General features: G+C 62.3%; 25 protein-coding genes. 16 read left to right on the top strand and 9 right to left on the bottom strand.

Going from position 1 to position 25,529, the window contains the following annotated elements:
* Positions 1 to 57 precede the first annotated feature (57 nt).
* Both BHC62_RS03615 and narL read left to right on the top strand, forming a co-directional pair.
* The gene (locus BHC62_RS03615; RefSeq protein WP_070994247.1) at positions 58 to 1,863 is read left to right on the top strand and encodes a HAMP domain-containing protein; all 1,806 of its coding nucleotides are present in this window, start codon (positions 58 to 60) and stop codon (positions 1,861 to 1,863) included.
* A complete protein-coding gene (narL, locus tag BHC62_RS03610) occupies positions 1,860 to 2,507 on the top strand; it encodes a two-component system response regulator NarL (RefSeq protein WP_029291304.1) in 648 nt (215 codons plus the stop codon). The genes BHC62_RS03615 and narL overlap by 4 nt, the downstream gene beginning before the upstream one ends.
* A gap of 139 nt (positions 2,508 to 2,646) precedes the next feature.
* Here narL and BHC62_RS03605 read toward each other — a convergent pair whose 3' ends face one another.
* Positions 2,647 to 3,507 carry a DMT family transporter gene (locus BHC62_RS03605; protein ID WP_070994246.1) on the bottom strand — a complete coding sequence of 287 codons (861 nt, stop codon included), beginning with the start codon at positions 3,505 to 3,507 and terminating at the stop codon, positions 2,647 to 2,649.
* A gap of 113 nt (positions 3,508 to 3,620) precedes the next feature.
* On the opposite strand from BHC62_RS03605, the gene BHC62_RS03600 reads away from it, so the two are divergent.
* From BHC62_RS03600 to BHC62_RS03590, 3 genes are read left to right on the top strand one after another with little or no spacing between them, the layout of a single operon-like run.
* Complete coding sequence (locus BHC62_RS03600; RefSeq protein ID WP_070994245.1) at positions 3,621 to 4,508, top strand: LysR family transcriptional regulator; 888 nt, start codon at positions 3,621 to 3,623, stop codon at positions 4,506 to 4,508.
* 47 nt (positions 4,509 to 4,555) lie between these two features.
* Positions 4,556 to 5,236, top strand: a complete 681-nt coding sequence (locus tag BHC62_RS03595; RefSeq protein WP_029291299.1) for a Crp/Fnr family transcriptional regulator — start codon at positions 4,556 to 4,558, stop codon at positions 5,234 to 5,236.
* Between the two features lie 49 nt (positions 5,237 to 5,285).
* The gene (locus BHC62_RS03590) at positions 5,286 to 6,434 is read left to right on the top strand and encodes a MalY/PatB family protein (RefSeq protein WP_070994244.1); all 1,149 of its coding nucleotides are present in this window, start codon (positions 5,286 to 5,288) and stop codon (positions 6,432 to 6,434) included.
* 19 nt (positions 6,435 to 6,453) lie between these two features.
* Here the strand turns inward: BHC62_RS03590 and BHC62_RS03585 are convergent, their stop codons facing one another.
* The 5 genes from BHC62_RS03585 to BHC62_RS03565 all read right to left on the bottom strand — a co-directional run bounded on the left by BHC62_RS03585 (position 6,454) and on the right by BHC62_RS03565 (position 11,948).
* A complete protein-coding gene (locus BHC62_RS03585; RefSeq protein WP_003173733.1) occupies positions 6,454 to 6,669 on the bottom strand; it encodes a molybdopterin-binding protein in 216 nt (71 codons plus the stop codon).
* 164 nt (positions 6,670 to 6,833) lie between these two features.
* Entirely contained in the window at positions 6,834 to 9,224 is a 2,391-nt protein-coding gene (locus BHC62_RS03580; protein WP_070994243.1) for a TonB-dependent receptor, read from the bottom strand.
* Positions 9,225 to 9,445: 221 nt separating this feature from the next.
* Positions 9,446 to 10,381, bottom strand: a complete 936-nt coding sequence (locus BHC62_RS03575) for a FecR domain-containing protein (protein WP_070994242.1) — start codon at positions 10,379 to 10,381, stop codon at positions 9,446 to 9,448.
* On the bottom strand, positions 10,378 to 10,896 hold the full coding sequence (locus BHC62_RS03570; RefSeq protein ID WP_029291277.1) for a sigma-70 family RNA polymerase sigma factor: 519 nt from the start codon (positions 10,894 to 10,896) through the stop codon (positions 10,378 to 10,380). The genes BHC62_RS03575 and BHC62_RS03570 overlap by 4 nt, the downstream gene beginning before the upstream one ends.
* Positions 10,897 to 11,003: 107 nt before the next feature.
* Positions 11,004 to 11,948, bottom strand: coding sequence for a LysR family transcriptional regulator (locus tag BHC62_RS03565; RefSeq protein WP_029291275.1), 945 nt, complete (start codon positions 11,946 to 11,948; stop codon positions 11,004 to 11,006).
* 122 nt (positions 11,949 to 12,070) lie between these two features.
* Between BHC62_RS03565 and BHC62_RS03560 the strand changes: the two genes are divergently transcribed.
* From BHC62_RS03560 to BHC62_RS03520, 9 genes are all read left to right on the top strand, one after another.
* Positions 12,071 to 13,366: an MFS transporter gene (locus tag BHC62_RS03560; protein ID WP_070994241.1), complete on the top strand. Its 1,296-nt coding sequence runs from the start codon at positions 12,071 to 12,073 to the stop codon at positions 13,364 to 13,366.
* 17 nt (positions 13,367 to 13,383) lie between these two features.
* Positions 13,384 to 14,568 (top strand): L-rhamnonate dehydratase, encoded by a 1,185-nt coding sequence (gene rhmD, locus BHC62_RS03555; RefSeq protein WP_070994240.1) that lies wholly within the window; start codon positions 13,384 to 13,386, stop codon positions 14,566 to 14,568.
* Between the two features lie 11 nt (positions 14,569 to 14,579).
* Positions 14,580 to 15,380 carry an aldolase/citrate lyase family protein gene (locus BHC62_RS03550; protein WP_029291270.1) on the top strand — a complete coding sequence of 267 codons (801 nt, stop codon included), beginning with the start codon at positions 14,580 to 14,582 and terminating at the stop codon, positions 15,378 to 15,380.
* Positions 15,381 to 15,390: 10 nt separating this feature from the next.
* Positions 15,391 to 16,824, top strand: coding sequence for an aldehyde dehydrogenase (gene aldA, locus BHC62_RS03545; protein ID WP_070994239.1), 1,434 nt, complete (start codon positions 15,391 to 15,393; stop codon positions 16,822 to 16,824).
* A gap of 67 nt (positions 16,825 to 16,891) precedes the next feature.
* The gene (locus tag BHC62_RS03540) at positions 16,892 to 17,776 is read left to right on the top strand and encodes an amidohydrolase (RefSeq protein ID WP_070994238.1); all 885 of its coding nucleotides are present in this window, start codon (positions 16,892 to 16,894) and stop codon (positions 17,774 to 17,776) included.
* Positions 17,776 to 18,096 (top strand): L-rhamnose mutarotase, encoded by a 321-nt coding sequence (gene rhaM / locus BHC62_RS03535; RefSeq protein WP_029291266.1) that lies wholly within the window; start codon positions 17,776 to 17,778, stop codon positions 18,094 to 18,096. The genes BHC62_RS03540 and rhaM overlap by 1 nt, the downstream gene beginning before the upstream one ends.
* Before the next feature lie 43 nt (positions 18,097 to 18,139).
* On the top strand, positions 18,140 to 19,198 hold the full coding sequence (gene rhaT / locus BHC62_RS03530; RefSeq protein WP_070994237.1) for an L-rhamnose/proton symporter RhaT: 1,059 nt from the start codon (positions 18,140 to 18,142) through the stop codon (positions 19,196 to 19,198).
* A 148-nt stretch (positions 19,199 to 19,346) separates the two neighbouring features.
* Positions 19,347 to 20,117, top strand: a complete 771-nt coding sequence (locus BHC62_RS03525; protein WP_070994276.1) for an SDR family NAD(P)-dependent oxidoreductase — start codon at positions 19,347 to 19,349, stop codon at positions 20,115 to 20,117.
* A gap of 165 nt (positions 20,118 to 20,282) precedes the next feature.
* Entirely contained in the window at positions 20,283 to 21,605 is a 1,323-nt protein-coding gene (locus BHC62_RS03520; RefSeq protein ID WP_070994236.1) for a carbohydrate porin, read from the top strand.
* 162 nt (positions 21,606 to 21,767) lie between these two features.
* Here the strand turns inward: BHC62_RS03520 and BHC62_RS03515 are convergent, their stop codons facing one another.
* Genes BHC62_RS03515 through BHC62_RS03505 form a run of 3 tightly spaced genes read right to left on the bottom strand, consistent with a single transcriptional unit; the run spans position 21,768 to position 23,312 of the window.
* Positions 21,768 to 21,989: a cytochrome C oxidase subunit IV family protein gene (locus tag BHC62_RS03515; RefSeq protein ID WP_070994235.1), complete on the bottom strand. Its 222-nt coding sequence runs from the start codon at positions 21,987 to 21,989 to the stop codon at positions 21,768 to 21,770.
* On the bottom strand, positions 21,986 to 22,552 hold the full coding sequence (locus BHC62_RS03510) for a cytochrome c oxidase subunit 3 (protein WP_029291255.1): 567 nt from the start codon (positions 22,550 to 22,552) through the stop codon (positions 21,986 to 21,988). Before BHC62_RS03510 ends, BHC62_RS03515 begins: the two co-directional genes overlap by 4 nt.
* On the bottom strand, positions 22,536 to 23,312 hold the full coding sequence (locus tag BHC62_RS03505; RefSeq protein ID WP_029291253.1) for a CbbQ/NirQ/NorQ/GpvN family protein: 777 nt from the start codon (positions 23,310 to 23,312) through the stop codon (positions 22,536 to 22,538). The genes BHC62_RS03510 and BHC62_RS03505 overlap by 17 nt, the downstream gene beginning before the upstream one ends.
* Before the next feature lie 302 nt (positions 23,313 to 23,614).
* Here BHC62_RS03505 and nirS point away from each other — a divergent pair, with 302 nt between their 5' ends.
* Positions 23,615 to 25,183, top strand: coding sequence for a nitrite reductase (nirS, locus tag BHC62_RS03500; protein ID WP_224791098.1), 1,569 nt, complete (start codon positions 23,615 to 23,617; stop codon positions 25,181 to 25,183).
* Positions 25,184 to 25,207: 24 nt separating this feature from the next.
* Positions 25,208 to 25,522, top strand: a complete 315-nt coding sequence (locus BHC62_RS03495; RefSeq protein ID WP_029291248.1) for a c-type cytochrome — start codon at positions 25,208 to 25,210, stop codon at positions 25,520 to 25,522.
* Positions 25,523 to 25,529: the final 7 nt, after the last annotated feature.

Genomic DNA, 25,529 nt, shown 5'->3' with positions numbered 1-25,529 from the left:
TGTTTTCCTTGCCAGGTGCCGCCATGCTGCTGTTCTTCCCCCTTCGATTACTCCGTGATGTTTAACTGGCTGCGCAGCTCCCTGCCCGCGCGGGCCGGTGTCGCGGTGATCCTGATTGCGATCCTGGCCCTGGCCAGTTCCCTGAGCGCCGGGCTGATCGCCTGGTTCAGCCAGGGCGACGGCGCGGCCATCAACACCGCAGGCTCGGTGCGCATGGAGACCTACCACCTGAGCTGGAAACTCGCCGACCATGCCCCCGCCGACGAGATCCAGGCCATCACCCAAAGCCTGCAACGGCGCCTGGACAGCCAGTCATTGAAAGCAGTGCTGGAAGACGGCCCCCAGAGCGCCCTGCAACAGAGCTACCAGCAGATCCAGCAACACTGGAACCTGGAGCTGCGCCCGGCCATCGAGCGTGGCGACGGCGCCCTGTTCCGCGAACGCGCGCCAGCCTTTGTCGAGCAACTGAACCAGTTCGTCAGCCTGTTGCAGCAGCAGAGCGAGCACAAACAAGGCTGGCAACAGCTGATCCAGGGCCTGGCGCTGTTCAGCACCCTGATCATCCTGCTGCTGGGGCTGTATGAATTGCAGTACGGCGTGGTCACGCCCTTGAAGGAGTTGGTGGACGCGACCCGACGCTTTCGTGAGGGTGACTACACGGCGCGGGTCAATCACCGCTCCCAAGACGAGCTTGGCCAGTTGGCCCTGAGCTTCAACACCCTGGCCGAAACCATCGAGCAGTCCCACCGCACCCTGGAAAGCCAGGTGCAGCACAAGACCCTCAACCTGCAACAAGCCAACGCCGCCCTCGAGTTGCTCTACGAGAGCAGCCGCAGCCTGGCCACGCGCCTGGCCAACGCCGAAGGCCTCGACGAATTGATCCGGCGCTTCCAGAAGCGCCTGCCGGGCCTGCGCCTGTCGCTGTGCCTGCAAGGGCACTTCCTCGCCCCGGCACAGCAGATGCTCGCGCTGCATGGTGAAAACAGCCGCAACGTCTGCGCCATTGGCGACTGCGCCACCTGCGAACGGCATCACGTGGCCCCGCCCCAGGTGTTCAGCATCAGCAACCAGGGCGCAGAGTTGGGCGAACTCAAGGCGCATTTCGTCGATGGGCATACGCCCCAGGACTGGGAAAAACAGCTGATCCAGGCGCTGGCCAACCTGATTGGCACCTCGCTGTCCCTCAAGCGCCAGCGTGAACAGGACCACCGCCTGTTACTGCTGGATGAACGCACGATCATCGCCCGCGAACTACATGACTCCCTGGCGCAAGCGCTGTCGTATATGAAGCTGCAAGTCAGCCGCATGCAGACCCTGCTGCGCCGTGACGAACCCAAGGCCACCCTGGAAACCGTCACCGGCGAACTGCGCGAAGGCCTGAACAACGCCTATCGGCAACTGCGTGAGTTGCTTACCACCTTCCGCCTGCAAATCCACGATGCCGGGCTGGTCCAGGAGCTCAAAGACACCGCCGAGGAGTTCTCGCGCCGTGGCGAATTCCAAGTGCACCTGCATGTGGACGCCCTGGCCTTCCAACTGTCAGCCAGTGAACAGATCCACCTGTTGCAGGTGACCCGTGAAGCCTTGTCCAACTGCCTGCGCCACGCCCATGCCGAGAACGCCTGGCTGCAACTGCGCCAGCACGGCGAAACCGTGAGCTTGAGCATTGAAGACGACGGCCGCGGCTTCAGCGAGCCGGTAGACCAACGCGAACACCACGGCCTGAACATCATGGATGAACGCGCCCGCAGCCTACACGGCCAACTGGATATTTCTGCCCGCGAGCCCCAAGGCACACGGGTACATTTGCTGTTTCGCCCGGAATTCCTCGGGCAGTCTTTACAACAAGGTAGCCTGTCATGAACACCCCACACCGCCACGGCATCCTGCTCGTCGACGACCACCCGATGATGCGCCACGGCATGCGCCAGATGCTCGAACTGGAAGATGACCTGCACGTGGTGGGCGAAGCCGGCAATGGCGAGGAAGCCCTGGGGCTGATCGAATCGTTGCAACCGGACCTGGTGTTGCTGGACAACAACATGCCGCAAATGAACGGCCTGGAAACCCTGCGCCGCCTGCGCGCCATGGCCTATGGCGGCAAGGTCTTGCTGTTTACCGTGTCCGATGCCGAAGACGACATCCGCGACGCCCTGCGCCTGGATGCCAACGGTTATCTGCTCAAGGACATGGAGCCGGAACTGCTGATCCAGTACATCCGCGATGCCCTGCACGGCGCCCTGGTGATCAGCCCTGGCCTGACGCGCGTGCTGGCCCAGGCCCTGCGCTCACCCCAACCCCATGCCGCGGTTGAACTGACCGAGCGCGAGCGGCAGGTGTTGAAGACCATCGCCGGGGGTTACAGCAATAAGGTGATCGGGCACAAGCTGGGGATTACCGAGGGCACGGTGAAGGTGCATGTGAAGAATCTGCTGCACAAACTGGGGTTGCGCTCGCGGGTGGAGGCTGCGGTGTGGGCGATGGAGCATTTGCGCCAGGCTGGGTAGGGGTTTGTGGGAGCTGGCTTGCCTGCGAGGGTCGTTAGCGATGACGTTGGGTAACTGACACCCCGAGGTGTTCTTGCTGGCGTGATCGCAGGCAAGCCAGCTCCTACAGGGGAATGCAGCTGCGCGCTCTGGCGTTGCATTACCGCACTTTCACCGTCAACGCCCCCACACTCGCCAAAACAATAACCGTCCCCACAATCACCATCATCGAAGGTCGCTGCGCCAATATCACCCATGCCATCACCATCGCCACCGGCGGTATGAGGTAAAGCGCAATCGCTGCCCGACTGACCTGGCTATGCGTCAGTACATAAGCCCAGGCCAGGTATGCCAGCGCACTGGGAAAGATGCCCAGCACCAGCACTGCCAGGTTCACCCGCACCGGAGCCTGGGCCACTTCCTCCGGTAATCCGGGCAGATACACCAGCAGCAACGCGGTACCTGACCAGAGGGTGAAACACACCATTGTCAGTCCGTCATAACGCTGTGAGTAACGCTTTTGCAGGGCGAAATACAGGCTCCAGGACGCCGCTGCCAGCAGGATCAACACGCCATGCCCATCCAGTTCGCCCAAGCCCCGATCCCCCACCGCCACGACTCCGGCACCGAGCAGGCCGCCGAGGACACAAGCCCATTGCCAGGCGCCGAGCCGCTCCCTGAACAACGTGCTGGCGAGCAATGCGCTGAACAGTGGCGTCGATTGCGCCAGGACGCTGGCGGCGCCGGCACTCACACCGCGCTGGCCGTAGTTGAGGGCGATGTGGTGCAGCGTCACCGCAAACAATCCCAACACCGCAAACAAAGGCAAATCCCGGACCCGGGGCCGTGCAATGCCCTTGCAGCAGGCCACCCCGGCCATAAACACCGAAGCAATCAAAAAGCGCAGCACAGCCAGATTGTCGGGCGCATAGGCCTGCAGCGCGATATGGATGCCGACAGGCGAATACGCCCAGCAGAGGATGACGAAGAGGGTCGCCAGGACAACTTTTGCGTGGGGCATGAGCATTCTCAGGGACGTGGCAGCACACAGGCACTGCCTGGCAAAAGTATGAGAAAACTCAAGCCCTGAAAAAAGTGACTTAAACTGAGCCCACTCTTCACTTCAGGTGAACCATGGAACTGTCCCAACTGCGCATGTTCAAGACGGTCTACGAGTTGGGCAGCATCGCCCGTGCAGCCGCAAAGCTGCATTGCGTGCCGTCCAATATCACCGCACGGCTCAAGTCCCTGGAGCAGGAGCTCGGGGTCGCGTTGTTCCTGCGTGAGGGCCGGGGCCTGCGGGTCAGTCCTGCGGGCGAAGTGTTTATCGAATACGCGACGAAAATCCTCGACCTCACCGAAGCCTCCCGGCGTGCCGTCGCACCTGGTGGCGCGCCCCATGGGCACCTGCGGATCGGGGCTATCGAGTCCAGTGCAACGGGGCGCTTGCCCCATTTGCTGGCGCGCTACCACGCGCTGTACCCACAAGTGTCGTTGGCGTTGAGCACCGGCACCTGGTCGCAGTTGCTCGATGATATCCAGCACCATCGGCTGGATGCGGCGATTGTCGCCGTGGATGTGCAACGCCCGGGGCTGGAAAGCACGCTGCTGTATAGCGAAGACCTGGTGCTGATCGCCCCCACGTCCCTGGGGCCGGTGCGCACCGTGACCGACCTGCAGGGCCTGACCCTGTTTATGTGGCCGACCGGCTGCCCGTATCGCCTGGCACTGGAGCAGTGGTTGTCACGCCACGGCCAAGTCGCGTCAATCGTCAGCATCGCCAGCTACGGTACGATTATCGGCTGTGTCAGCGCCGGCAGCGGCGCCGCGCTGGTACCACGGGGGATCTACGAGCAATATCGTCAGGGCGCCAACTGGCAAGGCCACGAGTTCGCGGAACTGACGCGCATCGACAACCGGTTTTACTGGCACGCCAACACAGGCTGCCATCCGGCCCGGGATGCATTTTCGGCACTGCTGCGCGATCACTGCCTCCTCGGGGCTACCTCCAACGAGGCATAGGCCCGGCAAGCCTTGCGCCCTACCATGGGGGGGAGCGGAGGTACGCCATGCTGACCCACCCATCCATCGTTTTAACCCTGCGCCGGCATCATCTGTTCAGCCCCTTGCCGGAAAAAATCTTCCAGGACGTCTGCACCCTGGCCAATCTCAAGCGCCTGCCCGGGCACGCGACCTTGATGCATCAGGGCGACCCCGCCGAGCGGTTTTTCCTGTTGATCAGTGGCCAGGTCAAGTTGCACCGGGTCACCGGTGAAGGCCAGGAGCATCTGGTGGAAGTCATTCGCCCCGGCCAGACCTTTGCCGAAGCCCTGCTGTTCAGCCAGGCCAAGGCCTACCCGGTGAGTGCCACGGCGCTCAAGGACAGCGTGCTGGTTACCATCGAGGGCCATCATTACCGCAAGGCCCTGGAAGACCAGCCGCAGATCTGCCTGGCAATCCTCGGCACCATGAGCATCCACCTGCATCAACGCCTCAAGGACATCGACACCCTGAGCCTGGCCAATGCCAGTCGCCGGGTCATCAACTTTCTGATCCAGGAGCGCGACCTGGCCAGCGGCGATGTGGTGCTGCAGGTGCCCAAGCGTCTGGTGGCCTCCAAACTGGGGATTCAGCCAGAGACGTTTTCGCGGATCCTGCATCGGCTGGTAGACGCCGGACTGATCGATGTACAACGGCGCACAATCCGCATCCTGTGCGAGGAGCAGTTGATGACCTATCAGGCCGGCTGACTTAGAATCGACGCCATTCTTCGCCCGCCTTCCTGACACGAGCGCCCCCATGAGCTTTGATTTCGACACGATCCACCCTCGCCTCGGCACCGGCAGCACCAAGTGGAGCCGCTACCCCGAAGACGTCTTGCCGATGTGGATTGCCGACATGGACATCGCCGCCCCGCCGGCGATCCTCAAGGCCCTGCACGCGCGCCTGGACCAGCAGATGCTCGGCTACAGCGTCGCCCGGCCTGAAGTGCGCGAGGCGATCATCAGCGACCTGTGGCACAAGTACGCCTGGCGCGTGCAGCCCGATGAATTGCTGTTCCTGCCGGGTGTCGAGCCAGGCTTCAACATGGCCTTGCATGCCTTTGTCCAACCGGGCCAGTCGGTGGTCTTGCAAACCCCCAACTACGCGCCGCTGCGCCATGCAGCGGGCAACTGGAACCTGCCGAAGATCGAAGTGCCGTTTGAACTGAGCGACCAGGGCGAATACCTCACCCCCCTGCCCGCCTTGCGCCAAGCCCTGAAAGGTGCCGGCGCACTGCTGTTGAGCAACCCCCACAACCCCCTGGGCAAGGTGTTTGCCCGCGAGGAACTGCTGGCCGTCGCCAATGCCTGCCTGGAACAAGGCACGCTGATTGTCTCCGATGAGATCCACGCCGAGCTGTGCTTCGACGGGCGCCGGCATATCCCTACCGCCTCGTTGAGTGCAGAGATCGCACGGCGCACCATCACCCTGATGTCCGCGAGCAAGGCCTACAACGTCGCCGGCCTGAAGACCTGCTTTGCGATTGTCCAGGCCCCACTCATCCGCGAGCGCTTCAACAAGGCACGCTGCGGCATGGTCGATAGCGTCAGCCCGTTGGGCCTGGAAGCCACCTGGGCGGCGTATAGCCAATGTGGTGAGTGGTTGGAGGCGTTGGTCACGTACCTGCAAGGCAACCGCAACTACCTGGTGGATGCCGTGCAAAAACGCCTGCCGGGGGTGGTCATGCATGCGCCTCAAGGTACCTACCTGGCCTGGCTGGATTGCAGCGCCCTGGGCCTGGAAGACCCACAGCGGTTTTTCCTTGAGCAGGCCAAGGTAGGCTTGAGTGCGGGCGTGGAATTTGGCGATGACAGCCAACAGTTCGTGCGCTTGAACTTTGGCTGCCCGCGGGCATTGCTCGAAGAAGGTATTTCACGCCTGGAACGCAGCCTGCAAAACCTGTAGGCGCGGCCCTGGCGGCTGATCAGAGCTTGGCGATGGACACCTCGGTGGATTTGACGAAGGCAATCACTTCACTGCCCACCTTCAACTCCAGGTCACGCACCGAACGTGTGGTGATCACCGAGGTGACAATCCCGGACGCGGTTTGCACGTCGATCTCGGACACCACTTCGCCGAGCAGGATTTCCTTGATCACGCCTTTGAACTGGTTGCGCACGTTGATCGCTTTGATGGTCATGTCGGTTTTCCTTTCACTGTTGGGTCAATCCGCACGAATGCGCAGGCCTTCAAAATGCGCCATTCGCACCAACAACAAAAGGAATAAATAACTATTTATTTATTCCATATAGACATATGAAAAACCCTGTAGGAGCCGGCTTGCCGGCTCCTACATGGGTTTGGTCAAAAACCTACTGTTGCCGACACCAGCCAGGTACGCGGCGTAGACAGGGTCAGGCCGGGCGCGCTGTCGCTGGAGGTCGCGGCCGATGCCCAGTAGGTCGTATTCAGCACGTTCTCCACAGTCGCACGCAGGGTCACTGGGTTTTCCTTGACCTTGAAGGTGTAGCGCGCCCCCAGGTCGTAGCGTTCCCAATTGTCGATCTTCTGCTGGTTGGCCGCGTCCAGGTACTGCGCGCCGGTATGAATCGCGCGGGCGGTCAGGGTCAGGCCTTGCAGGCGTGGGATATCCCATTCGGCACCCAGGTTGACGTTGGCCACTGGTGCACCGGTGCCGCGCTTGCCGTCGGTCAGGCCCTGGGCGGTCTTGGTCTGTTCGCTGTCGAGCAGCATCACCCCGCCGAGCAGGCGCACGCCGGCCAGGGGTTCGCCAAACACGTTCAGTTCCACGCCCTGGTTGCGCAATTCGCCATTGGGTTTGAAGAAGCCCTGGTTGTCGATGCCATAGGCCGGCTGCTTGATCTGGAACACGCTGGCCGTCATGCCAAAGCTGCCCATGTCGTACTTGGCGCCGACCTCCACCTGCTTGCTCTTGGTCGGTGGGAAGATCGCGTTTTCATTGCTTACCCCGCTCGAAGGTGCCGTCTCGCCCTGGCTCAGGCCTTCCATGTAGTTGGTGTACAGGGACAGTTGATCGGTGACTTTCACCACCAGGCCCAGGGCCGGCGAGGTCGCTTGTTCGTCGTACTCCGGCTGGTCCTTGATGCCATTGCTCCAGGACGTGACCTGGACCTTTTGCAGGCGTGCTCCCAGGGTCAGCAGTACCCGTTCATCGAAGAAGGCCAGGGTGTCGGCCAAAGCCAGGCTGGTGAAGCGGTTTTCGGTGTGGGTGCTGGTGTCCCAGCGCACAGCCTGGCCTGGACGGGGCAACACCACCGGGTTGTAGAGGTTGCTCCTGCCGGGGGTATAGCGCTCGCCGGCATTGTCGAAATCCATGTTGAACTGGTTGAGGCTGACATTGAGCGTGTGCCCTACAGGGCCGGTATTGAACCAACTGCGCGCGCCCACAGTGGCGGTCTTGACGTCTTCGTCGCGGCGGAAGCTGCGCGGCACTACCGTGAAGTCGCCATTGCTCTGGGTCGCTTGCACACCGTGGCGCAGGAAGTCGTAGTTGCCTTTGCGCGCACCGGCGGCGGCGTAGACCATCAGCGAATCGCTGACATCAAACTCGCCACGCACCGCCCCAAAGGTGTCCTTGGTATGGGAGTACGTCCAGGATTGGGCAAAGTTGTCGCGGATGTCGCGGGCCTTGGGCATCACGCTGCCCCTGGCAACTTCCACGCGCTCCTGGGGCGCGTCGGCGGTGCGTTCCTGACGCCCGAGGTCGAGGGACAGGCGCACTCGCTCCTTGCGATAGTCGAGGCCGATCACGGTCATTTCGCGGTCGACCTCCTGGTGATCCCATTCGGTATCGCCGGATTGCTTCACGCCATTGAAACGCACGCCAAACTGCTGCTCGTCGCCAAACCGCCGACCGATATCCACCGCACCACCGAACTGCCCGGCCGAGGCATAGCTGCCAGTGAACTCGGTAAGCGGTGCATCGGCGGCACGCTTGGGCTCGATATTGATCCCGCCACCGATACTGCCCCGCGGCGCGATACCACCGAGCAAGGCGCCGGGGCCCTTGAGGATATCGACGCGCTCGACCATTTCCATGTCGATGGCGTAAGTCGGCAGCACGCCATACAGGCCGCCGTAGGACACATCGCTGTTGAACAGGCTGAAACCGCGCACCGAAAACTGCTCGAAACGTCCACCGGCAGGGTTGGTGATGCGCACCGAAGGGTCGCTGGCAACCATTTCGCCGAGGGTCCGCGCTTGCAGGTTCTTCACCGCCTTGGCGGTGTAGGACGTGAGGTTGAACGGGGTATCCATAAAGTCGTTATCGCCCAACAGGCCCTGGGCGCCTTTGCGTGTCACTTGGTCACCGGCGTAGGTTTGGGCAACGGGTGTGTTCGCGGTCCCCAGAATCGAGGTGGCTGGCAACTGATAAGCACCGCCCTGTGGTGCGGGGATCAAGGTGTAGGCACGCTCACCCACCGTTTGCAATTGCAGGCCCGAGCCTTGCAGCAGGCGTGCGAAGCCTTCTTCGACGGCAAACTCACCGGAAATCCCGGCGCTTTGGCGACCGCCGACCAGGGCCGGGTCCACCGACAGATTGACCCCGGCCAGCCCGGCAAAGCGGGTCAAGGCGCTACCCAGGCTGCCGGCGGGCACCTGGTAACTGCGCCGGGCCGCGTCCTCGGCCCAGCTCACAGGGATAAACATTGGGCTGGCACTCAGGCTCAGGACCAGACTCAGGCGCAGTAGCGATGGCGGGACGACAGGCATTAAAAGGCTCTCTGTTTTCGTTCACTTGCCTTGGATGACAGGCGAGCCGAAAAAAAGGGACACGATCGTTCAAACTGGCCGAAAAAATGTTGGAGCCGCTTTGTGTGGGAGCGGGCTTGCTCGCGAAGGCGGTGTATCAGACATAGATGAGTTGGCTGACCCTGCGCCTTCGCGAGCAAGCCCGCTCCCACATTGGATCTGCCTCAACAATTAAATCGTGGTCAAGCCAGGGTTTTACGCGGTGCCAGCGTGACCCAATAGCGCGTGCGCCACTGCACCTGCAGCCCATGGGTGGTGGCCAGCAGGCTGATGATGCGGTCGGTGTCGTCCAGGCGGAAACTGCCGGTGACGCGCAAGGCTTCCAGGCTCGGGTCCCAGCGCAAAACGCCCGGGCGATAGCGATCAAGCTCGCGCAGGAAGTCGCCCAGCCCCTGGTTCTGCGCCGTCAGCACGCCATCGCGCCAGCCCAGTTGCAGCGCGTCGAACGGAACCGGCACCCCCAGCCCCGAGGCCTGCAGGCGTATCTGTTGCCCGCCGCGCACCAGGGCGCTATGCCCCGCTCCGTCGTGCACTTGCACCTGGCCCTTGAGCACCGACACCACACACGCCTGCGCGAACTGGCGCACACAGACCTCCGCCTGGCTGGCGACAACCTGGCCATAACGGGTGTGGACAGTCAGCGCCGCCGCGCCTGGCACACTCAGCGCCATCTCCCCGTCGACCAGGGTCAGGCGCCGCTGCGCAAGGTTTACATCCACCGCGCTGGCCGTGTTCAGTTGCAGGGCGCTGCCATCGGCCAGCGGCACGCGCTTGCGCTCGCCGGTGGCGGTATGCAGGTCGGCACGCCACACGTCGAGGGGTAACTGGCGACTGAGCAGCCATGCCGCCGGCACCAGCGCTGCCACGCCCAGGGCGCGTTTGAGCACGGCACGCCGCCCCGGTTGCGGGCGGTCGAGGCTGGCCATGGCCAGGGAGGATGGCAATTCGGCAAAACGCTGGCGCAGCAACTGCGCTTTTTGCCAGGCCTGTTCGTGCTGGGGATGGCTGTCGCGCCATTGCTGCAAGCCCGCGTGATCGCGCTCGCCGGCCGTGCCCGACTCCAGCAGCGCCAACCACTGCGCCGCTGCCCGCGCCACATCCGGCGCGGTGCGGCTCACAGTTCCACCAGCAGGCAATGCTCATAGGCCTGGGCCATGTAGCGTTTGACCGTACGTTCCGAAACCTTGAGACGCTCGGCAATCTCCCGGTAGCCCAGGCCTTCGAGCTGGCTCCAGAGAAACGCCCGACGCACGACCGGCAGCAAACCATCGAGCAATTCATCCAGTGCCTGCAGGGTTTCCAGCAGCAACCAGCGCTGCTCCGGCGATGGCACGCAGTCGTCGGGCAAACGTGCCAAGGCATTCAGGTAGGCCTGCTCCAGGCTGCGGCGCTGATGGAAATTGACCAGCAGGCGCTTGCCCACTGTCACCAGATAGGCGCGTGGCTCCTGCAATTGCGCTACCGGCTGGGCACTGGCCAGCACCCGCAGGAACGTATCCTGACTCAAGTCGGCGGCATCCCAGGCATTGCCCAGGCGCCGACGCAGCCAGCTTTCCAGCCAACTGCGGTGGTCGCGGTACAAGGTGCTCAGGCTGGGTTCGGCGGTGGTCGTTGGCGATACAGCATCATTCATGGCAAGCGAACCCTGAGCAGCGCGAGTGAGTCTCAAATGAGATTCATTCTATTTAATATCCCTGCGCTGCACCATGTTCTTTTTGCCGGGTAGACGGGCGGAGGCTGTTAATCAAGCGCCCTGGCCTTATGCCGCAGCAGATCAATAAACAACCCCAACTCGTGGCTCACCGGTTCACCCTTGCGCAGCAAGATGCCAAATGGCGCAAGCGTCACTTCCAGCTCCACTGGCAACTCGACCACTAGGCCCATCTTCAGGTAATCACGCAGGGCGCTTTCCGAAAGCACCATGATTGCATCGGTCAGTTGGATCAGTTGCTGCATGGAATACACCGAGCTGCATTCGATGATGTCCGCCGGCAGGGGCAAGGCCAGGCGCTGCAACGCTTCGTCAAAGCCGATGCGTGCCGGGCTGCTTTCCGGTTGCAGAATCCACGGCCAGTCGCTGACCAGTTCCTCCAACGGCAAGCTCGCGCGCTGCGCCAACGGATGCCCGGCATGTACCACCACCAGCAGGCGCTCGTTGCCCAACGGCTCAAAGCTGTAATGCTCGCTATTTGTGGCAGCGTTGCGACGGGCGATGGCCAGGTCGATACGCCCTTGTTCCAGCAGTTGGATCACCTGGTCGCTGGTGTCTCCCATAATGCGAATGCGCAGTTGCGGGTTGAGTGACTTGATCTGGGCAATCGAGTCCATCACCAGGTCCGGCGCGGCGCCCATGATGGTGCCGATGGCCAGGTAGCCATAACCGCCCTGCTGGCGGGCCATCAAGTCTTCGGCGCAGCGGTCCAGGCCGCTGAGTGCCGATTCGGCGAAGCGAATCAACTCCTTGCCCAACGCCGTGGGGCGCATGCCACGGGGCAAGCGTTCGAACAGGTCACAGGCAAACATGTCTTCGATCTCGCGCAGCATGCGGGTGGCCGCCGGTTGCGACATGTTCAGGGCCTGGGAAGCACGGTGCAGGTTCTGGCTCGAACTCAAGGCCACCAGCATATGCAAATGCTTGTAGCGCAGGCGGTTGAACAGGCTGCGGGAGATCAGCGGACTACTCATTCTTTTCCTTACTATCGATACCCTGAGGTTATCGCTTATGAGCGAGATTCGATTTGTAGCGCATTGCTCGGCCGCCGTACAGTCCGGCCCATAAGAACAAAGCCCTACAAAAGGACTTCAAGATGACCACGCTACCCGTGTCCCTGCTCGCCAAAATTTCCTGGCGGCTGCTGCCCTTCCTGCTACTGATGTACATCATGGCCTTCCTCGACCGCGCCAACGTCGGGTTCGCCAAACAAGCCTTCCAGGCCGACACCGGCCTGAGCGACGCCGCCTTCGCCTTTGGCGCCGGGGTGTTTTTTATGGGCTACGCCTTGCTCGAAGTGCCGAGCAACCTGATCCTGCATCGCGTCGGTGCACGCCTGTGGATGTGCCGGATCATGGTCAGTTGGGGCCTGGTCTCGGCGGCCATGATGTTTGCCCACAACGAAACCAGCTTCTACATCCTGCGCTTCTTGCTGGGTGTGGCCGAAGCTGGGTTTTTCCCTGGCGTAATCCTCTACCTCACCTACTGGTTTCCCCAGGCCGCACGCGGCAAGGCCATGGGTTTTTTCTACTTTGGCGCGCCACTGGCCTTCATCTTCGGCAGCCCGCTGTCTGGCCTGCTCCTGGAAATGGACGGCTTCGGCGGCCTGCATGGCTGGCAATGGCTGTTCGTCGTGGAGGGCCTGATGGCTTCGGCAGTGGGGATCTGGGCCTATTGGTACCTGGACAATCGCCCCGCCGACGCCAAATGGCTGACCGTTGAGGAGCGCCGCCAGATCCAGGACCTGCTGGACGCCGAAGACCAGCACAAAGGTTCCCATGGCCGCAGCCTGCTCAGCGTGCTGTGCCAGCCGTCAGTGCTTTACCTGTGCCTGGTCTACCTGCTGATCCAAGCCAGTGTGTACGGCGTGGTGTTTTACCTGCCGACCCAGGTCAGTGGTTTGCTTGGCACCAAGGTCGGCCTGATGGTCGGGCTGGTCTCGGCGATTCCCTGGGTGTGCGCGCTGTTCGCCGCGTGGTGGATCCCCGGTTATTCCGACCGCAGCGGCGAGCGCCGGCGCACCGCATCGCTCACCTTACTAATGGCTGCCGCCGGCATCGCCTGCTCAGTGACATTCGCCAACCCATTGCTGGGCATGCTCGCCCTGTGCTTCGCCGCCTCGGGATTTATTGCCGTGCAGCCGGTGTTCTGGACCTTCCCGTCCAGCTACCTGGCAGGTAGCGCCGCAGCTGCAGGAATTGCCTTGATCAACTCCTTTGGCGCACTGGGCGGGTTTATCGCCCCGGTCCTGAAGAACTGGGCGGAAACCGCCTTCCACTCCCCGGCAGCCGGCCTGTACCTGCTGTCCGCCACCACGGTACTGGCTGCGTTGCTGGTGCTGGGTATCCATTCCCCCGGCCAAAAAGCGTCGAACACGCCGGCCACTGTTTAATTTTCAGGAGTCACACCATGGGCAACATCACCATCAAACACGTCCGCGCTTTTGTGTTGCGCGGCGGTGGCGCGGACTATCACGACCAGGCTGACGGTCACTGGATCGACGACCACATTTCCACGCCCATGAGCAAGTACCCCGAGTACCGCCAGAGCCGCCGCAGTTTCGGGATCAATGTGCTCGGCACGTTGGTAGTGGAGATAGAAGCCAGCGACGGCACCGTTGGGTTTGCCGTGACCACCGGTGGCGAACCTGCGGCCTATATCGTTGAGAAACACCTGGCACGTTTCCTTGAAGGCGCACGCGTCACTGATATCGAGAAAATCTGGGACCAGATGTACCAGTCCACTCTGTATTACGGGCGTAAGGGTCTGGTAATCAACACCATCTCCGGCGTGGACCTGGCGCTATGGGACCTGCTCGGCAAGATCCGCCAGGAACCGGTACACCAATTGCTCGGCGGTGCGGTGCGCGATGAACTGCAGTTCTACGCCACCGGCGCGCGCCCGGACCTGGCGCAGAAGATGGGTTTTATCGGTGGCAAGATGCCCCTGCACCACGGCCCGGCCGAAGGTGAAGAAGGCTTGCGCAAAAACCTCGAAGAGCTGGCGACCATGCGTGAGCGGGTCGGCCCGGACTTCTGGCTGATGCTCGATTGCTGGATGAGCCTGGACCTCAACTACGCCACCAAACTGGCGATTGGCGCCCACGAATACGGCCTTAAATGGATTGAAGAGGCGCTGTCCCCCGACGATTACTGGGGCTACGCAGCGCTGCGTAACAACGTACCCAAGGGCATGCTGGTCACCACCGGCGAACATGAAGCCACCCGCTGGGGCTTTCGCATGCTCCTGGAGATGGGCTGCTGCGACATTATCCAGCCGGATGTCGGCTGGTGCGGCGGCTTGACAGAACTGGTGAAAATTTCCGCCCTGGCCGACGCGCACAACGCCATGGTGGTGCCGCACGGTTCCTCGGTCTATAGCTACCACTTCGTCGCCACCCGGCAGAACAGCCCGTTCGCCGAATTCCTGATGATGGCGCCCAAGGCCGACGAAGTGGTGCCGATGTTCCACCCGCAACTGCTGGGCGAACCGGTGCCGATCAATGGCCGCATGCGCTTGTCGGTACTCGACAAGCCGGGCTTCGGCGTAGACCTGAACCCCGCTTGCCAACTGCACCGTCCGTATAACCGCTAAGGAATTTCACCATGAAAATGCCTCACAACGCGTTCAAGGCCGGCCTGCGGCAGGACGTCAGCCAATACGGGATCTGGGCGGGTTTTGCCAACGGCTACGCCGCAGAAATTGTCGCCAGCGTAGGTTACGACTGGATGCTGATTGACGGCGAACACGCGCCGAACACCGTTCCCAGCGTGCTCAATCAATTGCAGGCAGTGGCGCCGTACAGCACCGCGCCCGTGGTGCGTGCGGTCAGCGGCGATGCCAACCTGATCAAGCAACTGCTGGATCTCGGCGCGCAGACCCTGATGATCCCCATGGTCGAAACCGCCGAGCAAGCCCAGGCCCTGGTGCGCGCCATGCGTTATCCGCCCCACGGTATCCGTGGCGTGGGCGGCGGCCTGACCCGGGCGACGCGCTGGGATGGCGTCGACCATTACCTCACGACCGCCCATCAAGAGCTATGCCTGATCGTTCAGGTCGAGTCGCGCCTGGGCGTGGAAAACGTCGAGGCCATCGCCGCCGTCGAAGGCGTGGACGCGGTATTTATCGGCCCCGCTGACCTGTCCATCGGCCTCGGCCATGCCGGTAACCCCGGCCACCCCGAAGTCCAGGAGCGCATCCAGCACGCGGTCAGCGCTACGCTCGCTGCGGGCAAGGCCTGCGGCATTCTTGCACCCAATGAAGAAGACGCCCGACGTTACCAGGCCTGGGGCTGCCGCTTTATCGCGGTAGCCATTGATATCAGCCTGCTGCGCCAGAGCGCCCAAAGTACCCTCGCCCGCTACCGCCCTGCCGCCGACGCTAAAGCGCCTTCGCGCACTTACTAAGGAGCCTGCCATGCCATCCGTTCCGGTTTACCAGAACTTCATCAACGGCTGCTTTACCGCCAGCAGCGCGCACATCGACGTGCTGAACCCGGCCACCGGCGCACTGCTGTCCAAGGTGCCGGCCGCCACTGCCGAAGATGTCGACCAGGCCCTGGCCGCCGCCCGCGCAGCGCAAAAAGACTGGTCCCGCAAACCGGCCATCGAGCGCGCCGGGCACTTGCGACGAATCGCCGCCAAGCTGCGGGAAAACGTCGCGCACCTGGCCCGCACCGTCACACTAGAACAGGGCAAGATCAGCAGCCTGGCCGAAATCGAAGTCAACTTCACCGCCGACTACCTCGACTACATGGCCGAATGGGCGCGCCGCATCGAAGGCGAGATCATCACCAGCGACCGGCCCAACGAAAACATCTTCCTGTTCCGCAAACCCCTGGGCGTGGTGGCCGGGATCCTGCCGTGGAATTTCCCGTTCTTCCTCATCGCCCGCAAGATGGCCCCGGCTCTGCTGACCGGCAATACCATCGTGATCAAGCCCAGCGAAGAAACACCGAACAACTGCTTTGAGTTCGCCCGCCTGGTGGCCGAGACCGACTTGCCGGCCGGGGTATTCAACGTAGTCTGCGGCGACGGCCAGGTCGGCGGCGCCCTCACCGCCCACAAGGGCGTGGACATGATCAGCTTCACCGGCAGCGTCGCGACTGGCTCGCGGATCATGACCGCGGCGGCACCGAACATCACCAAGCTCAACCTGGAGCTGGGCGGCAAGGCGCCGGCCATCGTCCTGGCCGATGCCAACCTGGAGCTGGCCGTCAAAGCCATTCGTGACTCGCGGATCATCAACAGCGGCCAAGTGTGCAACTGCGCAGAACGTGTGTATGTACAACGCAGCGTCGCCGACCAGTTTATCGAGCGCATCAGCGCGGCGATGGCCGCCACCCGCTACGGCGACCCACTGGCCCAGGCCGATGTGGAAATGGGCCCGCTGATCAACCGCCAGGGTCTGGAGAGTGTCAACCGCAAGGTGCGCACGGCCCTGGCCCAAGGTGCCAGCCTGGTCACCGGCGGGCAGATTGCCGACCTCGGCGCCGGCTTTCACTTTCAGCCGACGGTATTGGCCGGTGGCCGCGCCGACATGGATATCATGCGCGAAGAAATCTTCGGCCCGGTGCTTCCGATCCAGATTATCGACGACCTCGACGAAGCCATCGCCCTGGCCAATGACTGCGACTATGGTCTGACCTCCTCGATCTACACCCGTGACCTGGGCAAGGCGATGCACGCAGTGCGCGAACTCGACTTTGGCGAAACCTACGTCAACCGCGAGAACTTCGAGGCGATGCAGGGCTTCCATGCCGGCGTGCGCAAATCCGGGATCGGCGGCGCCGATGGCAAACACGGCCTGTACGAGTACACCCATACCCACGTGGTGTACCTGCAGAGCTGAGGTGGTGCAACGGTCACGGCATGTGAGTGCCGGCCCTCACAACGACCCTTCCAACAAGGATTGCGCAATGAGCATTGCCAACCTCTACAGCGGCCCGATCATCGACAGCCATTTGCACCTGTTCGACCCACGCCGCCCTCAGGGTATCCCGTGGCCCGAGCCGGGCAACCGCCTGTACGCCGCACATTTGCCTGAAGACTACTGGGCGCTGGCGGCCCGACATAACGTGATCGGTGCCATTGCGGTGGAAGCCAGCCCGTGGCGCGACGATAACCGCTGGTTGCTGGAAACCCTGCGCAGCGATGCGCGAATGCTTGGCTTTGTCGGCAATCTCGACCCGCTGCACGCGCAGTTTGCCGGCGAACTTGCGGCACTGGCCTACGAGCCACTGTTCCTTGGCCTGCGCTACGGCAACCTGTGGGACCGTGATTTGCTGGTCGACCAAACACGTCCCGGGTTTATCGACGGCCTGCGCCAGCTTGCCGATTGCGGCCGTTGCCTGGACAGCGCCAACCCAGACCCGCGGCTGATCAAGGGCCTGTTGCACCTGAGCGATGCCCTCCCCGAGCTGCGCATCATTATCGATCACCTGCCCAACGCCCAGATCCCTGTGGGCCAGGAAACGGCCTACCATGCAGACCTGTTGCGCTTGGCCGAACGGCCCAATGTATTTGCCAAGCTGGCAGAAATCCCCCAGCACGGGCCCAACGGCTTGATTGTCGATAGCGCGTTTTACAACGACCGCCTGGCCGTACTGTGGGACGCGTTTGGCGAAGACCGCTGCTTCTTTGGCAGCGATTGGCCCAATAGCGATCACCTAGCCGATTTCGCCGCCACCCTGGGCCTGGTCAAACGCTGCATGGCTGATCAGCGACAGGCCGTCCAGGAAAAATTCTTCCTGCACAACGCCGTGCGCATCTACAGCCCGACCCTGCCCCCTGGAGGCCTCTGATGCCGACCCGTGCCTTTCGCATGAACCTCAACCCCGGCATGGCCGACGAATACCGTCGGCGCCATGACCAGATCTGGCCGGAGCTGGCCCAGGCCCTGCGTGATGCCGGCGTGGTGGATTACCGGATCTTCCTCGACGAGCCCAGCAACGCACTGTTTGCAGTGTTGACCCACGAAGAGGTGCATGGCCTCGACGCCCTGCCCGGCACTGCGCTGATGCAGCGCTGGTGGCACTACATGCACGACATCATGCCCAGCCACCCGGATAACTCGCCGGTCAGCATGGACCTGCTACCGATGTTCAGCCTCACGCCCGACTGATCCATTCATCTGCTTACCACCACAATAAAAAGGATTCGAACACGTGGAAATCATTCTCCTCGGTGTGATTCTGCATTTAATCGGCGGCTTTGCCTCCGGCAGTTTCTACATCCCCTACAAAAAAGTCGGTGGCTGGGCCTGGGAAAGCTACTGGATCACCGGTGGCCTGGTGTCGTGGCTGATCGTGCCGCTGATTGCCGCGCAATTGACCGTACCCGGCTGGGTCGAGATCCTGCGTAACGCCGACACCAGCACCCTGCTCTGGACTTATATGTTCGGCGTGCTGTGGGGCATCGGCGGGCTGACGTTCGGCCTGACCATGCGTTATCTGGGGCTGTCACTGGGCATGTCGCTGATCATGGGCCTGACCTCGGCCCTCGGTGCGTTGATGCCAGCGTTGTACCGCGACCTGTTCACCCACGAGACAGAGGGCACCCTGACCTCGATGCTGGCATCACAAGGCGGCCATTGGGTGCTATGGGGCGTGGCCGTATCGCTGATCGGCATCGCGGTGTGCGGCAAGGCCGGGTTGATCAAGGAACGGGAAGTGTCCCAGGCAGTGAAGTTAGCCAGTGTCAGCGAGTTCGCCCTGGGCAAGGGCATGCTGGTGGCGGTGATTTCCGGGGTGCTGAGCGCGTGTTTCAGCTATGGCATTTCCGCCGGGCGCCCACTGGCCGCTGCAGCGGTGGAACATGGTGCCAACAGCCTGTTCCAGAACAACGTGACGTTCATGGTAATCATGTGGGGCGGCCTGACGACCAACGGCATCTGGTGCCTGTGGCTGAACTGGCGCAACCGCACGTTCCGCAACTACACCGACCGCAGCACCCCGCTGTTGCGCAACTACCTGCTGGTGGCGTGCGCCGGGACCCTGTGGTTCCTGCAATTTTTCTTCTATGGCATGGGCGAAAGCCGCTTGCAGAACGACGCCAGTTCATGGGTGCTGCACATGTCCTTCATCATCATTGTGTCCAATTGCTGGGGCCTGTATTTGCGCGAATGGCACGGCACCAGCGCGACCAACAAAAGCGTGCTGGTGGCCGGGATCGCGGTGATCCTCGGCGCGATTGCCATGGTTGGCTACGGTAATTACCTCGGCTGAGGCCGCAATGTCTTTTTGTAGGAGCGAGCTTGCTCGCGAAGAACCTGATGACGCCGCGTTTAGCCGCTAAGCCCGCGTTATCGTTGACGTTTTTCGCGAGCAAGCTCGCTCCTACAACAGCGTTAATTTTTTCAGGAGATTTCCCATGATGTTGCTAGCAGACAAAACCGTGATCATCACCGGCGCCTCCCGTGGCATCGGCCGCGCCGCCGCCCGCGAGTGCGCACGCCAGGGCGCCCGCGTAGTGATCGGCCATAGCGGCAGCGAACAAGGCACACACGCCGCGCTGTCGCTGATCGAAGAGATCCGCGCCTTCGGCGGCCAGGCCATTGAAGTGGGTGGCGATGCCGCCGACCCGGACACCGGCGACACGCTGGTGGCCGCTGCGGTCGAGGCCTTTGGCAGTGTCGATGTGTTCGTCAATAACGCCGGTATCTGCCCGTTCCACTCCTTCCTCGACATGCCGCGCGAGGTGTACCTCAAGACCGTCAACACCAACCTCAACGGCGCCTATTTTGCGGTGCAGGCAGCGGCCAACCAAATGAAGAACCAGGGGCGTGGCGGTGCGATCATTGCCGTCAGTTCCATCAGCGCCCTGGTGGGCGGCGGCATGCAGACCCACTACACGCCGACCAAGGCCGGCCTGCATTCGCTGATGCAGTCCTGCGCCATCGCCCTGGGGCCGTATGGCATCCGCTGCAACTCGGTCTTGCCGGGCACTATCGCCACCGACATCAACAAAGAAGACCTGGCTGACGAGGAAAAACTCGCCTACATGACCTCGCGCACGCCGTTGGGCCGCCTGGGTGAGCCGGACGACGTCGCCGGGCCGATCGTGTTCCTCGCCTCCGATATGGCGCGCTACGTGACCGGTGCATCGTTGCTGGTCGATGGCGGGTTGTTCGTCAACTTGCAGTAACCCTTCCCCCGACACCACACATCCACTGTAGGAGCCGGCTTGCCGGCGATAGCGGTCGCACTTCACACCGCCATCGCGAGCAAGCCCGCTGCCACATTGGGGGTCTGTGTGTGCCTGGAATTTGTGTTTTACCCCTGATAACAACAATAAAACCAAGGAGCATTCATGCGCATCAACCTCCCCCTGGCCCTACTTTGCAGCACGGTGTCCACCTGCGCCCTGAGCGCCGGTTTGCTCGACCCTGCCTCGCCGGCCATGCTCGGCGACTGGAACGGCCTGCGCCCGCAACTGGCCGAGCAGGGCTACGACTTTACCCTCAAGTATGTCGGCGAAGCGGGCTCCAACCTCGGTGGCGGCTACGACTCCCACATGACCGCCCGCTGGAGCGACCAGTTGATCCTCGGCGTGACCATGGACCTGCAAAAACTCTGGGGTTGGCAGGACGCGACCTTTCGCATCGGCATCGGCGAGCGCCATGGCAAGGACATCACCAATGACCGTGTGCATCACCCCGACGCCACCGGCCTGACCTCGACCATGGAAGTGTTTGGCGGCGGCAATGCCTGGCGCCTGTCGCAATTTTGGTACGAGCAGAAATTCTTCGAGGGCAAATTCGCCCTGAAACTGGGGCGCTTCGGCCATGGCGAGGACTTTGACCAGTTCCCCTGCGAATTCCAGAACGTCACCCTGTGCGGCTCCCAGGAAGGCAACTGGAATGGCGTGTGGAACAGCTTCCCCATCAGCCAGTGGGCGGTGCGCGCCAAGTACCAGTTCACCGATGAGTTCGCGATGCAGATTGGCGCCTACGACAAGAACCCTGGCAACGCTGAGGCGAGCAACGGCTTCAAGCCGTTTATCAGCGGCTCCCAAGGTACCAGCTTCCCTATCGAAGCCATCTGGAAGGGGCAGGTTGGCGGGCTGAGTTCGGAGTACCACGCCGGTTATTACTACGCCAATGCCGATACCAAGGACATGCTCAAGGACGCCGACGGCAACTACGCGGCCAGCAGCCAGAAGCCTTATCGGATGTATTCAGGCAATGCCGGCTGGTGGTTGTCGGGCCAACAGCAGTTGACCACGGTCGATGGCAACAACAAGCGCGGGCTTAACGTGTTTGCCAACCTGACCATGAATGATCCGCATAAAAGCGTGATCAAGAGCCTGGTACAGGTGGGGCTGATCTATCGAGGGCCCTTCGACTCGCGGCCAGATGACACTTTTGGCATCGGCGCTTCGAAGTTGCAGGTCAGTGACCGCTATACCGACAACACCCAGGCGCTCAACGCGCGCAATGGAGTGACGGGCATGGATGATCCGCTGTATGTGCCTGAGCAAAAGCGTGAGTACAGTTATGAGGTCAACTACGGGGTACAGGCCACCCAATGGCTGATGGTGCGGCCTAACCTGCAATACGTGAAATACCCTGGAGGGTTGACGCAAACCAACGGTGCAGTGGTGGGTGGGGTGCAGTTTATTGCCGACTTCTGAGAGAGGTTGGCCGCAGAGCCGGAGCGCGAAGCTGCAGTCCCGGTAGGAGCTGGCTTGCCTGCGATGGCGGCGTACCAGGCAACCTATGCTTGGGCTGACACACCGCCTTCGCGGGCAAGCCCGCTCCTACAGGGGTTGGATTTTGGTCGCACTACAGCGTTCTTAACGCATCACCACAATCCCCGCCACCAACACCGCCGGCCAGGCCAACAGCGCGGCTCGCCATCCCAGGGGCGCGTGACGTAGTTCCATAAACCCATCGGCAATCACCCAGGCCTTGGCTACTGCGGCCAGCACCACTGCCCACCACCACCCCGCAGCACCGGACATGACGGTGCCCACGCTCAGCAGCACCAGCGCGACCCAGCACGCCAGCAGCCTCACAACACGTACACCAACGGAAACAACACTACCCACACCAAATCCACCATATGCCAATACAACACCCCGGACTCCATCCCCGACTGGCGCCCCGGCCCGTAAGCCCCGCGCCAACAGCGCAACGCCAACCACGCCAGGATCACCATCCCCAGCAGTACATGCAAAAAGTGAAAGCCGGTCAAAATCCAATACAGGGTAAAAAACGTACTGTGCTCCAGCCCCAACCCCGCAGCGGCCAGGTGGCCGTACTCGCTGAGTTTGATCCACACATACACCAGCGCCACCAACAACCCCAGTACCAATAACCCAGCCGCCCGCCGCGAGCGGTCGGCGAGTGCCTGTTGCTGGGCCAACGCCGCAAGCAGGCCGGCCGTCAGCAGGCTCAGGGTCATCGCCAGGCCGGTGGAGGTGTCCAGTTGTGCGCGGCCTTCGGCAAAGACCTCGGGCCGTAGCGTCTGGGTCACGGCAAAGGCAAGGATCAGAATCGCAAACACCGAGAGTTCGGCAAGGATAAAAAACCACATCGCCAGATCACCCGGCAGGCGCCGGTCAACTGAAGTGAACATCAACCACATCCATCAGGGCCGCGACGGTTTGCGGGTCGTCGCTCAGCGCTTCTGCCAGGCAGGCCATGCACGCCTCGCGGGGCGGCATGCCGGCGGCGATCAGGCGGGCGGTGAAGATCAGTAGGCGCGTAGAGGCCACCTCCTCCAGGTCATGCTGGTCAAGCCGGCGCAAGGCTTGCCCCAGGCGCACCACCTGGGCCGCCAGGGCGCTGTCGACCTGGGCTTCGCGGGCGACGATGCGTTCTTCTTCGAGTGTCGATGGATAGCCAAAGCGCATCGCCACAAAACGCTGGCGCGTGCTGGGTTTCATGCCCTTGAGCAGGTTCTGGTAACCGGGGTTATAGGACACCACCAACATGAACGACGGCGGCGCCTTGAGGACTTCGCCGGTGCGCTCCAGGAACAGCTCGCGACGGTCATCGGCCACCGGGTGCAAGACCACGGCGGTGTCCTGGCGCGCCTCGACCACTTCGTCGAGGTAGCAGATGCCCCCTTCACGCACCGCGCGGGTCAGCGGGCCGTCCTGCCACCAGGTGCCCTGGGCGCCGATCAGGTGGCGGCCAATCAGGTCGGCGGCGCTGAGGTCGTCGTGACAGGCCACGGTATACAGCGGCAATTGCAGACGGTGGGCCATGTGCTGCACGAAGCGGGTCTTGCCGCAGCCGGTGGGCCCCTTGATCAGCACCGGCATGCGGTGACGCCAGGCGTGTTCGAACAACTCATGTTCGTTGTTGACGGCTTGATAGAAGGGTTCGGTCATGGCGCACCTTGCATGGACAACGGGTTTGACCGCCACGCTACGGGGGCCTGCGACAACCTGGCAAGCCGTACTCAAGGCAAACTTGATCGCCGTCAAGCGGTCATTCACCCACCGCGACATAGTCTCTGCTGGCACTAAGAACCTGCGTTCTACCCGGATCGCAAAGGTCTTGCCTGAGGAGATATGGAATGCTGACTCGCAACAAAACACCCTTTGTACTGACGCTGGCCGGGCTCAGCTGCGCGCTAGCCCTGGCCCTCTCAACCCAGGCCTTCGCGGCGGCCCCCGCACCGGCTGCAGCCATGGTCAAGAGCCCCGGCGCACCCGACTTGAGCCAAGCCGAGTTCGATGCCTCCAAGCAGATCTACTTCGAGCGCTGCGCCGGTTGCCATGGAGTGTTGCGCAAAGGCGCCACCGGCAAGCCGCTGACCCCGGACATCACCCAGGCCCGTGGCCAGGCGTACCTGGAGGCCTTGATCACCTATGGCTCCCCCGCCGGCATGCCGAACTGGGGCACCTCCAATGCGCTGACCAAGGCGCAGATCACCAGCATGGCCACCTTCATCCAGCACACCGCGCCAACGCCACCGGAATGGGGCATGGCCGAAACCCTCAAGACCTGGAAGGTACTGGTCAAGCCCGAAGACCGTCCGAAGAAGCAACTCAACAAGCTCAACCTGGAAAACCTGTTCTCCGTCACCCTGCGTGACGACGGCAAAATCGCCCTGATCGACGGCGACAGCAAGAAAATCGTCAAGCTCATCGACACCGGCTATGCCGTGCATATCTCGCGGATTTCCGCTTCGGGGCGCTACCTGCTGGTGATCGGCCGTGACGCCAAGATCGACATGATCGACCTGTGGCCCGTCGAGCCGACCAAAGTCGCCGAGATCAAGGTGGGCATCGAGGCTCGCTCGGTGGAGACGTCCAAGTTCAAGGGCTACGAAGACAAGTACGCGATCGCCGGTTCCTACTGGCCGCCGCAGTTCACCATCATGGACGGCGAGACCCTGGAGCCCAAGCAGATCGTCTCTACCCGTGGCATGACCGTGGACAAGCAGGAGTACCACCCGGAACCGCGTGTAGCGGCGATCATCGCCTCCCACGAATGGCCGGAGTTCATCGTCAACGTCAAGGAAACCGGCAAGGTGATGCTGGTCAATTACCAGGACATCAAGAACCTCACCATCACCACCATCGACGCCGCGCCGTTCCTGCATGACGGCGGTTGGGACAGCACCCATCGTTATTTCATGACGGCGGCGAACAACTCCAACAAGGTCGCGGTCATCGACTCCAAGGAGCGCAAGCTCACTGCTCTGGTGGATGTGGGCAAGACCCCGCACCCCGGTCGTGGCGCCAACTTTGTGCACCCGCAATATGGTCCGGTGTGGGCCACCAGCCACCTGGGTGACGGCGGTGTTTCAGTGATTGGTACCGACCCGGTCAAGCACCCGCAGTACGCCTGGAAGCAAGTGACATCGCTCAACGGCCAGGGCGGTGGCTCGCTGTTTATCAAGACCCACCCCAACTCGCGAAACCTCTACGTCGACACCACCCTCAACCCCGACACCAAGCTCAGCCAGTCGGTAGCCGTGTTCAACATCGACAAGCTCGACGCCGGCTACACCGTGCTGCCGATTGCCGAATGGTCCGGCATCAAGCAAGGCGCCCTGCGCGTGGTGCAGCCGGAATACAACAAGGCGGGTGATGAAGTGTGGTTCTCGGTGTGGAACGGCCAGGAAGAGGAGTCGGCGCTGGTCGTGGTCGATGACAAGACCCTCAAGCTCAAGAACGTGATCAGGGACAAGCGCCTGATTACCCCGACCGGCAAGTTCAACGTTTACAACACCCAATTCGATATCTATTGAGCTTCATCAACAAGAGGCAACCCAATGAAAAATATCCTGCTTGCACTCGCGGCCCTGGGCGCGGCGTTAAGCCTGTCCACGGCGCTTGCCGAGGATGGTGCGGCGCTGTTCAAGAGCAAACCCTGCGCCGCCTGCCACACCATCGACAGCAAGATGGTGGGGCCGGCGCTCAAGGAAGTCGCGGCGAAGAACGCCGGGGTCAAGGACGCAGACAAGACCCTGGCCGGCCATATCAAGAACGGTACCCAGGGTAACTGGGGGCCGATTCCGATGCCGCCAAACCAAGTCACCGATGCCGAAGCCCTGACCCTCGCCCAATGGGTGTTGAGCCTCAAATAAGCACAAG

It is taken from the genome of Pseudomonas sp. 06C 126 (assembly GCF_001855215.1).
GTDB lineage: Bacteria > Pseudomonadota > Gammaproteobacteria > Pseudomonadales > Pseudomonadaceae > Aquipseudomonas > Aquipseudomonas proteolytica.
Note: the sequence above shows the minus strand (reverse complement) of the source record. Positions and strands in the feature narration are given on the sequence as shown.

Bases quoted from the DNA above. Each gene is read 5' to 3' on its own strand.
- BHC62_RS03585 (WP_003173733.1), bottom strand. From the start codon at position 6,669: ATGACCATCAAAGCGATCAACGTGCGCAACCAGTTCAAAGGCGTGATC.
- BHC62_RS03570 (WP_029291277.1), bottom strand. From the start codon at position 10,896: ATGAATGATGCTGTATCGCCAACGACCACCGCCGAACCCAGCCTGAGC.
- BHC62_RS03600 (WP_070994245.1), top strand. From the start codon at position 3,621: ATGGAACTGTCCCAACTGCGCATGTTCAAGACGGTCTACGAGTTGGGC.
- BHC62_RS03615 (WP_070994247.1), top strand. From the start codon at position 58: ATGTTTAACTGGCTGCGCAGCTCCCTGCCCGCGCGGGCCGGTGTCGCG.
- narL (WP_029291304.1), top strand. From the start codon at position 1,860: ATGAACACCCCACACCGCCACGGCATCCTGCTCGTCGACGACCACCCG.
- BHC62_RS03510 (WP_029291255.1), bottom strand. From the start codon at position 22,552: ATGTTCACTTCAGTTGACCGGCGCCTGCCGGGTGATCTGGCGATGTGG.
- aldA (WP_070994239.1), top strand. From the start codon at position 15,391: ATGCCATCCGTTCCGGTTTACCAGAACTTCATCAACGGCTGCTTTACC.
- BHC62_RS03590 (WP_070994244.1), top strand. From the start codon at position 5,286: ATGAGCTTTGATTTCGACACGATCCACCCTCGCCTCGGCACCGGCAGC.
- rhaM (WP_029291266.1), top strand. From the start codon at position 17,776: ATGCCGACCCGTGCCTTTCGCATGAACCTCAACCCCGGCATGGCCGAC.
- BHC62_RS03580 (WP_070994243.1), bottom strand. From the start codon at position 9,224: ATGCCTGTCGTCCCGCCATCGCTACTGCGCCTGAGTCTGGTCCTGAGC.
- BHC62_RS03525 (WP_070994276.1), top strand. From the start codon at position 19,347: ATGTTGCTAGCAGACAAAACCGTGATCATCACCGGCGCCTCCCGTGGC.
- nirS (WP_224791098.1), top strand. From the start codon at position 23,615: ATGGTCAAGAGCCCCGGCGCACCCGACTTGAGCCAAGCCGAGTTCGAT.
- BHC62_RS03550 (WP_029291270.1), top strand. From the start codon at position 14,580: ATGAAAATGCCTCACAACGCGTTCAAGGCCGGCCTGCGGCAGGACGTC.
- BHC62_RS03605 (WP_070994246.1), bottom strand. From the start codon at position 3,507: ATGCCCCACGCAAAAGTTGTCCTGGCGACCCTCTTCGTCATCCTCTGC.
- BHC62_RS03495 (WP_029291248.1), top strand. From the start codon at position 25,208: ATGAAAAATATCCTGCTTGCACTCGCGGCCCTGGGCGCGGCGTTAAGC.
- BHC62_RS03560 (WP_070994241.1), top strand. From the start codon at position 12,071: ATGACCACGCTACCCGTGTCCCTGCTCGCCAAAATTTCCTGGCGGCTG.
- BHC62_RS03520 (WP_070994236.1), top strand. From the start codon at position 20,283: ATGCGCATCAACCTCCCCCTGGCCCTACTTTGCAGCACGGTGTCCACC.
- BHC62_RS03540 (WP_070994238.1), top strand. From the start codon at position 16,892: ATGAGCATTGCCAACCTCTACAGCGGCCCGATCATCGACAGCCATTTG.
- rhmD (WP_070994240.1), top strand. From the start codon at position 13,384: ATGGGCAACATCACCATCAAACACGTCCGCGCTTTTGTGTTGCGCGGC.
- BHC62_RS03595 (WP_029291299.1), top strand. From the start codon at position 4,556: ATGCTGACCCACCCATCCATCGTTTTAACCCTGCGCCGGCATCATCTG.
- BHC62_RS03505 (WP_029291253.1), bottom strand. From the start codon at position 23,312: ATGACCGAACCCTTCTATCAAGCCGTCAACAACGAACATGAGTTGTTC.
- BHC62_RS03565 (WP_029291275.1), bottom strand. From the start codon at position 11,948: ATGAGTAGTCCGCTGATCTCCCGCAGCCTGTTCAACCGCCTGCGCTAC.